This window comes from Nonlabens sp. (assembly GCF_965660805.1).
In the GTDB taxonomy this organism is placed as follows: Bacteria; Bacteroidota; Bacteroidia; order Flavobacteriales; family Flavobacteriaceae; genus Nonlabens.
This window is the reverse complement of the sequence record NZ_CBFIBE010000001.1, coordinates 99,422-111,862: the sequence shown is the minus strand read 5'-3', so window position 1 is coordinate 111,862 and position 12,441 is coordinate 99,422. Positions and strand designations below refer to the sequence as shown.

The 12,441-nt window shown below is 34.9% G+C and carries 9 protein-coding genes; 8 read left to right on the top strand and 1 reads right to left on the bottom strand.

All coding sequences use genetic code 11. The features are described from left to right. Nucleotides 1-40: 40 nt before the first annotated feature. From ACTF48_RS00495 to ACTF48_RS00485, 3 genes are read left to right on the top strand one after another with little or no spacing between them, the layout of a single operon-like run. On the top strand, nt 41-1,228 hold the full coding sequence (locus ACTF48_RS00495; RefSeq protein ID WP_438961174.1) for a phosphoglycerate kinase: 1,188 nt from the start codon (nt 41-43) through the stop codon (nt 1,226-1,228). A 12-nt stretch (nt 1,229-1,240) separates the two neighbouring features. Further along, complete coding sequence (locus tag ACTF48_RS00490) at nt 1,241-2,854, top strand: LysM peptidoglycan-binding domain-containing protein (RefSeq protein ID WP_438961173.1); 1,614 nt, start codon at nt 1,241-1,243, stop codon at nt 2,852-2,854. 6 nt (nt 2,855-2,860) lie between these two features. Beyond that, on the top strand, nt 2,861-3,835 hold the full coding sequence (locus tag ACTF48_RS00485) for a DUF4837 family protein (RefSeq protein ID WP_438961172.1): 975 nt from the start codon (nt 2,861-2,863) through the stop codon (nt 3,833-3,835). 124 nt (nt 3,836-3,959) lie between these two features. Here the strand turns inward: ACTF48_RS00485 and ACTF48_RS00480 are convergent, their stop codons facing one another. Beyond that, nucleotides 3,960-4,151: a Sec-independent protein translocase subunit TatA/TatB gene (locus ACTF48_RS00480; protein WP_438961171.1), complete on the bottom strand. Its 192-nt coding sequence runs from the start codon at nt 4,149-4,151 to the stop codon at nt 3,960-3,962. 224 nt (nt 4,152-4,375) lie between these two features. Between ACTF48_RS00480 and ACTF48_RS00475 the strand changes: the two genes are divergently transcribed. From ACTF48_RS00475 to ACTF48_RS00455, 5 genes are read left to right on the top strand one after another with little or no spacing between them, the layout of a single operon-like run. Beyond that, nucleotides 4,376-5,242: a M23 family metallopeptidase gene (locus ACTF48_RS00475; RefSeq protein ID WP_438961170.1), complete on the top strand. Its 867-nt coding sequence runs from the start codon at nt 4,376-4,378 to the stop codon at nt 5,240-5,242. Beyond that, nucleotides 5,242-6,741, top strand: a complete 1,500-nt coding sequence (locus ACTF48_RS00470; RefSeq protein ID WP_438961169.1) for a GH3 auxin-responsive promoter family protein — start codon at nt 5,242-5,244, stop codon at nt 6,739-6,741. Before ACTF48_RS00475 ends, ACTF48_RS00470 begins: the two co-directional genes overlap by 1 nt. 55 nt (nt 6,742-6,796) lie before the next feature. Continuing rightward, nucleotides 6,797-9,751, top strand: a complete 2,955-nt coding sequence (locus tag ACTF48_RS00465) for a sulfatase-like hydrolase/transferase (RefSeq protein ID WP_438961168.1) — start codon at nt 6,797-6,799, stop codon at nt 9,749-9,751. A 2-nt stretch (nt 9,752-9,753) separates the two neighbouring features. Next, nucleotides 9,754-10,593, top strand: a complete 840-nt coding sequence (locus ACTF48_RS00460) for a diacylglycerol/lipid kinase family protein (protein WP_438961167.1) — start codon at nt 9,754-9,756, stop codon at nt 10,591-10,593. A gap of 53 nt (nt 10,594-10,646) precedes the next feature. Then, entirely contained in the window at nt 10,647-12,374 is a 1,728-nt protein-coding gene (locus ACTF48_RS00455) for a DUF6909 family protein (protein ID WP_438961166.1), read from the top strand. Nucleotides 12,375-12,441 lie beyond the last annotated feature (67 nt).

The following is a 12,441-nucleotide window of genomic DNA, read 5'->3' as shown; positions in this document are numbered from 1 at the left end:
GGATAACTGCTATATTTGTCACTATTCACAATAAATAGCTATGAAAACAATTAACGATATTAATTTTAAAGATAAGAAAGCCTTAATAAGAGTAGATTTTAATGTACCTCTTAACGATGATTTTGAAGTTACTGATGCTACGCGCATTCACGCTGCAAAAGACACCATTATTAAGATACTAGAAGATGAAGGCTCAGTGATTTTAATGTCACATTTAGGACGTCCTAAAGGAAAGCAAGAAGACTTTTCCTTAAAACATATCGTCGCTGCAGCTACTGAAATCCTGGGCGTTCAAGTTAAATTTGTGAACGATTGTATCGGTGAGACTGTGGAGCAAGCAGCCGCAAACCTGCAACCTTGTGAAGTCCTGTTGTTAGAAAACTTGAGATTTTATGGTGAGGAGACTGCTGGTGATCCCGCTTTCGCCAAAGCGTTATCTCAACTAGCAGACGTGTATGTAAACGATGCCTTTGGGACAGCACACAGAGCACATGCTTCTACAGCGATTATTGCGCAGTATTTTGATGAGAAATGTTTCGGTCATTTAATGACTCGTGAGATAGAAAGCTTACATAAAGTTCTAGAAACTCCTGAACATCCTGTAGTAGCTATATTAGGTGGAGCAAAAGTATCTTCAAAAATTACCGTGATTGAAAATATACTTTCTAAAGTAGATGACCTCATACTTGCTGGTGGAATGGCTTATACGTTTATAAAAGCCCAAGGCGGTAATATAGGTGACTCACTTTGTGAAGATGATAAAATGGAACTGGCGCTAGAAATTCTAGAAAAGGCAAAACAACATGATACAAATATTCACTTACCAGTAGATTCCATTACTGCCGATGCGTTTTCAGAACACGCTACAAGAGATATGGCGGCTATAAACGCTATTCCTAATGGATGGATGGGACTGGATATAGGAGAAAAATCAAGAGCACAATTTCATGACGTTTTAATGCAGGCTAAAACTATTCTATGGAACGGTCCAGCAGGAGTTTTTGAGATGGAAGCTTTTTCACATGGAACCATTTCTTTAGGGAAATCAGTAGCACAATCTACAGCTGCTGGAGCATTCTCATTAGTAGGTGGTGGAGACTCTGTTGCTGCGGTTAAACAATTCGGTTTTGAAGATCAAGTAAGCTACGTATCTACTGGTGGTGGCGCCATGCTAGAAATGCTAGAAGGTAAAACACTTCCCGGTATTGCAGCTATACTAGATTCATAATGAAACCGTTTCATGAATAAATTCCTGATATCCTTCATTGTATTTTTTTCTTTTTTACAACTTGTCGCTCAAGTAGAAAAAGATAGTACCATTACTAAAGGAAAAATCCTGACTAGTGAGGAATTTATAAAGCAACAATCCAGTAAGGTCATTGTTAAAAAAGCAGTAGACACTGTAAGAGGAGAAGTTACACCTATTGTAAAGTCTCAACCTACAGTTGTAGAGAAAAACATGGATTCTCTCTCAGCTATCATTCCAGTACAAGTTCTAGATTCCATAGGCCTCAAAGAGTTTCCAGAGGTAGATGAATTTGATGAGAAACTGTTACAGGAATTGTATAATAATGATATGTATGACTATATGTATGATGAAGTTATACAAATGGATTATAGTGACGCTGTCATGAAATCACTGCCTACAGACACTCTTAAAGCGCGTTTAAAACGCATTAACGAGAGCACTCCATTTCAAATAGATTATAATCCAGTACTGGAGCGATTGATCAATAAGAAATTGAGCTATCAGCGCATTTATATGGAGCGGTTAATGACTTTGAGTGATTATTATTTTCCGCTGTTTGAATCCATACTGGATAAATATGATATTCCGCTAGAGATGAAGTATCTAGCTGTTGTTGAGAGCGCACTAGATCCACGAGCAAAAAGTCCAGTAGGCGCTACAGGTTTATGGCAATTTATGTTTGCAACCGGTCGAGATTTTAATCTTGAGGTAAACTCTTATGTAGATGAACGTATGGACCCTATAAAATCTACAGAGGCAGCTTGTAAATTTTTAAGGAGTTTATATCATATTTATGGAGATTGGGACCTAGCTCTTGCAGCTTATAACTCAGGACCAGGAAATGTAAATAAAGCCATAAGACGTAGTGGTGGTTATAAAAACTACTGGAACTTAAGACCGTATTTACCACGTGAAACAGCTGGGTATGTTCCTGCTTTTCAAGCTATGATCTATTTATATACTTATGCGGCAGAGCACGGTTTTCAACCGCAACAAACGGTTTATAAAACTATAGCCACAGACACGATTCAGGTTCAGAAAATGATTTCGCTAGAACACGTCGCCCAGTTTACTGATGAGGATATCGAGACCGTGCAGTTTCATAATCCTAGTTATAAACTAGATATTATACCGGTGGTTTCTGGTAGGAACTATTATCTCAGGTTACCGTTAAGAGCAGCGAGTAAGTTTGTGAGTAATGAAGACTCTATATACGCTTTCGCGAAAGCGGAATTTAACAAAAAAGAAAAGCCATTACCAGAACTCGTTAAAGCAGAATCTCGAGTGGTTTATCGTGTAAAAAATGGTGATTACTTAGGTAAAATAGCCAATAAGTATGGCGTAAAGGTAAGTCAACTTAAACGCTGGAATAGCCTGCGTAGTAATAATTTAAAAATAGGACAGCGACTTTACATTCACTCTAGAACACCTATCACCAGCAGTTCTTATAGTACTAAAAGCATACCGTCGAGATATAAAGTAAAAAGTGGTGATAGTCTATGGAAAATAGCAAACACCTATGGCATAACTATTGCTGAAATAAGAAAATTAAATCCTGGTAAAACAGAAGACCTTCAACCAGGAGACTCTTTAAAACTCAAATAAACCCTTATGAGATCTTTATTATACATTTTTATAGCTGCTATTACATTAACTAGTTGTAAGGACACGCCTATAATTATTAAAGATAGCGCTGGTAGAATGAATGATATCTTACTGGTTATAGATAATGATTTATGGGAAGGTGAAGTGGGCGACACCTTGCGTAATGTGCTCGCTGCACCCGTAGACGGCCTGGTGAGAGAAGAACCTCAATTCACTCTTAATCAGATCAAACCAGAATCTTTTAAAGGTTTAATCAAGAAGAACCGTAATTACCTGAAAGTAGAGTTATCTAATAAAAAAGCTGGAGTTAATATGACTAATTCCCTTTATGCAAACCCACAAACTGGTGTGGTCATTAGAGGAGCGACTAGCGCGGGAATAGTTGAGCAAATTATGGGTAACGCAGCACGTATTAAAGAGCTTTATAACCAGACTGAAGTCGCAGAGAAGCAGCGTTTAATGAGGAATTCTAGACTTAATACTAGTGTGATTAAAGAACGTTTTAATATAGAGATTACCGTACCACGTACTTATAGATATGCAGCACCAGATGATAATGATTTTTTCTGGTTGCGACGTGGGATTAAAGAAGGTACTATGGATATAATGATCTATGAAGTACCTAGAAACGCAATACCACAAGATTCAAATGTCGTGGCAAGTATTACTAAAGTAAGAGACTCTGTAGGGTCTAGAAAGGTAACCGTAGATAAAGGAGCATTTGTTACGGAGCGCGCATATTCACCTTATGTAAATGAGAGTAATGTGAATGGTAAATTTGCTTATGAGACTAAAGGCTTATGGGAAGTGACAGAGCAATTTATGTCTGGACCTTTTTTAAATTATGCTATTTATAATGAGAAAAAAGATAACTGGCTTATCATAGAAGGTTACATTTTTGCCCCTAGTGCTAAGCAACGCAATTACCTTTTTGAATTAGAAGCAATTCTTAAGAGTGTGAATTTTGTGGAAGAAAAGTAAAGTTTAATAGACGCTATACTGAGTGCACCATGTGGAATAGACCATCACAGAGACTCTTCAAATAAAACACAAAAAGCCGTTTCAATTCAATTGAAACGGCTTTTTTAATACGTTATAATCAACTCTATTCTTTAGAGTCTATCTGATCATTATTTTCTTTTACTTCTTTAGTAGCGTCTTTAAATTCTTTAATTCCACCACCTAGACCGCGCATTAATTCTGGGATTTTTTTACCACCAAAAATTAGTAATACAACTATAGCTACAAGAGCTAGCTGCCATGGGCCGAACATTCCTAAAAAAAAGTTTGCTAACATAATATGTATTTAAAACATTGCAAAGATACAAGGAACTCTATGAATCTATGATAATAGAAGTTAAAATTCATGTTTTATACCAAATTGAATTAATTAGAGCGACATTACAAATACAAAATGGTATATATGAGCAGAAGATAAACTTAAATAATTACGAGGCTTGATACTTATTTAACGATGGTAGTGTTATATTATTTTATATTTGGATTCCATTAGCATAGTACATGGCAAAAGAGAGACAAAAAGGTAAATTAAAACAAAAGTGGCTTCACCGATATCGTATGATCGTACTTAACGATGATACTTTTGAGGAGCGTTTTTCATTAAAGTTAACGCGCCTTAATGTGTTTATGGTTACAGCTATATCTGCCATTATTTTAATAGCTCTAACTACTGTTTTAATTGCATTCACACCATTAAGAGAATTTATTCCTGGTTATGCGAGTACAAAACTTACTAAAGACGTCATTCATCTAGAAGCTAAAACTGATTCTTTACTTACATCTATTGCTTTACAACAACAAAAGTATGACCGCATACAAATGGTTTTGAGCGGTAATATTACAGCAGCAGAATATGCTAAAATAGACAGTGTCGCTAGAATAGAAACAGCCATGAATCAAGAGGTTCCAGAGCAAATTAAAGAAGATAGTATATTAAGAGAAGAGGTCGCTAGAGAAGATAAGTACAATGTGATAGAAGGAGCTACTGCAAGGACTAATTTTGTTTTCTTTGTACCTGTAAAAGGAATTATATCTGACCCTTTTAACGCACAGAAAAAACACTATGCGGTAGATATTACCGCTACTATAAATTCACCAGTAAAGGCAGCCGCAGATGGAACAGTGATTTTTGCCGGCTGGAGTTCAGATACTGGGAATACCATTCTTATGGAACATTCTTATGGTGTTCTTACGGTTTATAAACATATGGCGACACTTAATAAATCACAAAATGATCAAGTGCAGGCTGGTGAGGTAATAGGAATAATAGGTAACACGGGAGAATTTACCACGGGACCACATTTACACTTTGAGTTATGGATGGATGGATATCCACAGGACCCTACTAATTTTATCAACTTCGAGTAATGTCTTTAAAATCCATTGCAGCAAAGATTTTTGCATCTATCGTTGACAAACAAACAAGTAAGTGGTCTAGCAAACCAGTTGCTATACAAGAAAAAGTATTTAGGAACCTTATAGAAAAAGCACAGGATACTGTTTTTGGTAAGGATCATGATTTTAGTACGATCACTTCCTATAAAGATTTTCAAGGAAAAGTTCCTGTAAGAGATTATGAAGCCTTGAGACCTTATGTAGATCAGGTAGTTGCAGGAGAATCAAATATTCTGTGGCCTGGAAAACCGTTGTATTATGCTAAAACTTCAGGGACTACTAGTGGCGCAAAATTCATTCCCATTACTAAGGAGTCCATGCCTGAGCACGTGAAAGCTGCTCGTAACGCGATTTTGAGTTACATTCATGAAACAGGTAAAAGCGCCTTTGTAGATTCAAAAATGATATTCCTGCAAGGAAGTCCCGTGATGACTGATAAAAATGGCGTTCAATTAGGTCGATTAAGCGGTATCGTCGCTCATTATGTGCCTAGTTATTTACAAAAAAACCGCATGCCTTCCTGGGAAACTAATTGTATAGAAGACTGGGAAACTAAAGTAGAGGCTATAATTGATGAAACCTTACCAGAGAACATGGGTGTGATTTCAGGAATTCCTAGTTGGGTACAAATGTATTTTGAACGCATTGTACAGCGCACCGGTAAGAAAGTAGGAGACGTGTTTTCTAACTTTAATTTGTTCATTTATGGTGGTGTTAACTTTGAACCTTATCGACCGCGATTTGAACAATTAATAGGTAGAAAGGTAGATAGCATCGAGTTATTTCCTGCTAGTGAAGGCTTTTTTGCCTATCAGGATAAACAGAACGAGAAAGGCATGTTACTGCTTCTAGATGCCGGTATTTTTTATGAGTTCATTCCAGCAGATCGCTTTTATGAAGAAAACCCACCACGATTAACCATAGGTGAGGTAGAAATAGGCGTTAATTATGTGTTGATTATTTCTACCACCGCGGGATTATGGGCTTATAACATAGGTGATACGATTGCCTTTACATCTACAAGTCCATATAAGGTAATTGTGACCGGCCGCATAAAACATTACATCAGTGCTAGTGGTGAACATGTGATAGGAAAAGAAGTGGAGCAAGCCATAAAAGAAGCCGCCCAAGAACACCAGGTTATTATAAATGAATTTACAGTGGCGCCACAATTAGCGCCACCAGATGGTGAGTTACCCTATCATGAATGGTTTATAGAATATGGTGAATCACCAGCAAACATAGAAGCCTTTAAAGCAACACTAGATCTTAAAATGAGAGCACAAAACTCTTATTATGATGATCTAATTACTGGTAAAATATTACAACCGCTAGTCATTACCACAGTTCCAGAAAATGGTTTTAAAGATTACATGAAAACCATAGGAAAACTAGGTGGCCAGAATAAATTACCACGGTTATCTAATGATCGTAAGATAGCTGAGGTTTTAGAGCGTCAAGTTAAAGATTAAATTATTAAATGCATAACCTGCTATCTATGATAAGGGTTATAAAACTAGAATTTTAATGGAGATTTTGCAATTACTTACTCTTTTGATAGTATCTACTATGATAACATCTATGTTTAAAAATAAGCGTGTTAGGTTACTTGTAATTATCTTTTTCACCTTTTTAACTCTAATACAAATTGCAGCTGTCAAATTAACTGGACAAGTAGCTGACTATAAATATTATGAACACCTCACTTTTGAGAATTTGTTTTCAGTGGGTTCCTTCTTTCTATATGATATTTTGATAGGTGTGGTAGTGTTTATATTACTTTTTTTAATCATTTCCTTTGGGTCAAACTTTATCCATAAAAAACTCAGAGTTATTCACATCGGGTTAATAGCTCTTATGGGAATTATTTTTCTAAGTCTTGATGGTATGATTATTAACAATTATGTTTCCACATTATCGTTGAGGTATAGTAGTACCAGCAGTGGTTTTAAAGAGGCTTTAGGAGAACTTCCCTTTGATATAGAAGAGTACACTTTTAAGGAAAGTCTAGAATCAGTAGCTGGAAAAAACCTTGTTTTTATATCACTTGAATCTTTTGAGTTGGGTTTTGTGAAAGATTACCCAGAATTAACACCTCATCTGAATAAGCTCATGGAAAAATACTCTTTCCAAGAAATGAAGCAATCTCCAGGTGGTGAATGGACTAGTGCATCTGTATATATGTCTTTAACGGGAATGCCGGCATATTTTGGGAGAAACGGGAATGAAATATTTCATGGATCACAAGAAATGCAACTAGTTACTATGGGAGATGTTTTATCCCAAGCCAATTACAATATGTCTTATTTATTGGGAAATAAGGAGTTTTCTGGTATGGATGATATGCTTCAGACTATGGGCTTCACTGTGAAATCTGAATTAGATTTTGATGCCGAATACCCTAAAAATAAATGGGGAATACATGACATGGATCTTTTTAAGGAAATTAAAAAAGAAATTTCTTTTTTAGAAAAAAAGAAGGAACCTTATGCTTTATTTGCTTCTACAATTTCTACACATTTTCCTAATGGAGTCTATGATGAAAGAATCAAGGGTGTTGTCCCAGAAAGAGAGTCTAATTTAGAATTTATGATTAGTGCAGTGGATTATTTAATTGGAGACTTAATGGATTTCATGGAGTCTAAAGGTCTTCTTGAAAACACCACTTTTGTTTTAGTGCCAGATCATACATTTATGGGGCCTCATGAAACAGTAAATAGATTTGAAGAAAGAAGTTTGTTTGTGATCTCAAATGGTTCAACTCAGCCTCTTTTATCCCAAGAGCTTTATCAGGTTTCGTTACCTAGATTGATAATTGATTTATTAAATATAGAAACTAATGCAACTTTTATTACTGACTTTGTAGAAGGGAATAAGAACACTTTTATTCATAAACATAAAAATCAATTTAAGAACATAAATGTTTCTTCATTGGACGTTCTTCATCTCGCAAACGGCGGTAGCATTATTTATGAAGAACCTTTCTTAATTATCAAAAACGAAGAAAATAAAGTAATAGAACAAACAGAGGTAAATATATTAAAATCTCCAACTATAGCTTTTAAATTAGATAGTCTCAAACGATTAAGGCAAAAAGAGGTTGTATTAAGAGGTAACTTTTTAGAGAAAGTAAAAAAAACTAATAATCTTGTGATTTATATTGATTCAAGTCAATTTATTACTACTTATTTTACAGATAATGATGGTATAACAACACGTTTGAAAAATAAAAATAAGGTCAAAATAAATCCTAGTTTTTTTGAGACAAAAATCCCTAATTTTCAACAAGGACCATCACCATTGACTGTTGATCAATCTAGTTCTAAGGTATATATAACTAGCTCTAGTTGGGATGCAAAAAAAATAAGTGTTATTTACTGTTTAGACAACTCGGAGCAGTTTGTAAGAGGAATGAACTTGGTAACAATAGAAAAGAATGGAAAGATAAACACTACTAATTTTGACACTCATGGTAACCCTGATATTATTCCTGAAATGCTTCTTAAGTTAGATGATGACCTTAGGAAGTATCAACAAGTTTTTATAGTAGCACATGACTCTCCAGGAGATAGTTTTGGTGATTATAAATCAGAACTTCAAAGCCGTAAGCTTAACAAAATGATTTCCCTAAAAGAAAGAGAAGCATATATAGCAGAGGTAAAGCTCCATACGGTAAAAGAAATTGTACATCCATTAACTGTACAACAGAGCTATGCTATTCCAGAAATTGTGCAGCCTCAAACACAAGCTAAAAACGATTCTTTAAGCATCACGGCATACAGTAAAGATTCAAACAGGTTTATTGCTCACGCAGGAGGGAAAATAGAAGGGAAAATTTATACTAATAGTTTAGAGGCACTGAATAAAAATTACAAAAAAGGATTTAGAATTTTTGAGCTTGATATTATTAAAACTACTGACAATCAATACATAGCAGCCCATGACTGGGAAACATGGAAAAAGCAAGCTAGTTATAATGGAGCTATTCCAGTGGATTTAAAAGCCTTTAAATCTCAAAAGATTTATGATACATTAACTCCTTTAGGGATGAAAGAAATTAACGCATGGTTTGCAGAGCATAAAGACGCTATTCTTGTTACAGATAAAATCAATGAACCGTTAGATTTTGCTAGTAAATTTATCGATACATCAAGGTTAAGAATGGAATTGTTTTCGAAAGGTAGTATTAAACAAGCCATAGAAAACAATATTATACCCATAGTGTCAGAAAATGTTATTGATGAATTAGGAAATCAATTTATCTCCTTTGCAACCAGTCATGATATTAAATTTATAGCAATTTCTAGGAAATCTATTTCCAAAAAAGAAAGTTTACTGAAAGAACTTCAGGAATTAAAAATAAAATGTTTTGTATACCATGTGAATTTTGAAAAAGGTAGAGATGAAAAGTACGTGGTAGAAAATGAGTTAGGCAAGGTATACGGTATGTATGCTGATAGTTGGGATTTTCAAAAAGAATAAACTTGAAAAAAGTAGCTTTTTTAATAAATCCCATATCTGGGAAAAATGGAAATCAGTTAGATATATCAACTGTCTATCAATTCTTATCCCGAGAAGAATATGAGGTCAGTTCATATGTTTCTAAATCAAAAAGCGACTTGCAACAACTCGTAAAGGCATGTATTGATAAGGGTTATCATTATATTATTGCATCAGGTGGTGATGGTACTATTAATACGATTGCATCCTATCTTGTTAACACTTCCTTGATCTTAGGTATAATCCCAAGAGGTTCAGGAAATGGATTAGCAAAGCACTTAGGTATTACAGACTCTTTAGAAGAGTTATGTTCCTCTTTGAAAGCAAAAAAAATTAAACTCATCGATGTAGGAGAAATAAACGGGCTTTATTTTTTTTCAAACTTTGCCTTAGGTTTTCCTGCAGAGGTTATTAAAAAATATGATCAAGATCCTAAAAGAGGTTTTCAAACTTATTTGAAACATAGTATTAAAACTTTTATTAATTATAAATCGAATCAATACTACTTAGATAACTCGGAGCACCCTAATACCAGTGTTTTAATATCAAACACAAAATATCTAGGTTATAATCTATCATTAACTCCTGAAGCCCAAATAGATAATGGTAAGCTGGAACTGATAACTACTAATTCAAAATTTGATTTAATTAAAAAGATGTTATTGGCCTTTCTATTAAAAAAGAGTTATTCTAAATCTATTAAAAAAGCAATTATCAACTATAATGGCAAAGTTACTGGTCAGATTGATGGTGAGCCATGCCCTTTAAATGAACCTATTAAAATCAGTATACATAAAAGATGCCTTAAGGTCTTAATTACATAATACATAGTTATGCTGATCACCGAATACCTACCTTTGTAAAGAAATATATTACTATGCCCATACTTAACGTAGAACCACGCACCAGAGCACAGGAAAGTACAAACGCCATTGAACGCATGTATATTACCATGCGACATTTATTCAATAGAGGTTTTTATAAACCCATGGGTGTGAGTGGAGAATCCCTTAGAGAATCTTTATTAACCTTGCGTCCAGAGATTTATGGTTCCATTGCTGAGGAGAAAATAGAACTCAACGGCTTACTTTATGTAATGGACCGTTTACCAGTAGGGATAGAAGAATGTTCTTATATCAACCTTACTAGTGATGAAGGTTATCAAGGGTCACACTTTAAGGTTATTATACCTAAAAAGAGAAGACGTAATTGCTACCGTATCGATGAGCACCAAATGAATATAGAAGTCACACGTGGTCGCTCAGAGATCTATGATATTCTTACACACCTTACATTTTTGATGATTGAGTCTCATAAAATTATGAAACAAGTTCTTGTAGGAGAAGATGGCGGTACCACTAGAGACTGGAAATGTTTAGAAGCTGTTATAGGTAAAACTAAACTAACTCAGCAAGAGAAAGAAGTAGCCGTTACTCATGTGGCAAATATTCTAGGGCGCACTTTTGATGAGGTCATGACCGTTTATCCAGACTTTGCAACAGATAAGAATCCGCATCAATTTTTAAGCACGATTTATCATTTAGGAAACCTTGCTAAGAAAGAAATTTTAGAAAAAGAGAAACGATTAGTAACCTTCTCACCAGTTCTAAGAGAACGATTAGGTCATCATATTCATGGAGATAAATGGGCTTTACGTATTAAGCAGCATTTAATAGATCATAACTTATTTAACAGGCCATTACATATCATAAGTGCAAACCTGCACAGTGTCATGAATTCACTTTACGGGCCTAAAGCACTGGCGAGTCAATTAAAAAAAATGGACCGCATGAAACTATTTGCTTCACTCAGTAATGATGCCGCAAAAAAGGATCGTGACGCTATTAAAAAACACGCACTTTCTAACGGTATGTCTTATCTTAAAGATGAGAGTGGAACTAATATAGATGTCCAAATATTTGACATGGCTGAGTGCCAGTATATGGATGTAGATTTCTGTTCATTACGCTTTCGCGAAAGCGAGGACAGTACAAAACCAGTGCTTATAGTTATGGATTATGCTTTTGGAGAGCAGGCTTATGAGACTATGGATGAGTTGCTCAAACCATATAAAGATGAGAACGGGAAACAACACCTCATGAATGTAAAGTCCATTAATATTATGGGTAAAGCGGGAATACTAGAAGGTGATAAAGGAGATATTATGGTTCCTGATGCTCACGTTTTTGAAGGAACTGCAGATAACTATCCCTTTAAAAATGACCTATCTAAAAACGATTTGAAAACAGATGGAATAAACGTAGTTACTGGATCTATGGTAACGGTATTAGGAACATCACTCCAGAACAAAGATCTACTAGACTTCTTTTATAAATCTAGCTGGAGAGTGATAGGATTAGAGATGGAAGGAGCTCATTATCAAAAAGCAATACAATCTGCCTCAAAAGTGAGACGTAGTATTCATAAAAAAGTAAAAGTAAGATATGCTTACTATGCTAGTGATAATCCACTTAAAACAGGTCACACACTAGCCAGTGGTGGATTAGGGCTTACAGGAGTAAAACCAGTATATGTGATTACTGAGAAAATTCTAGAACAAATTATGGAAAACAGTACTCAAATAGATTCCACTGTACAAGCATAATTTATTATTCCCAGTGGCGTTAATACTAAGACGTAAACTTCAATTATATTTGAACAAATAAATGTAT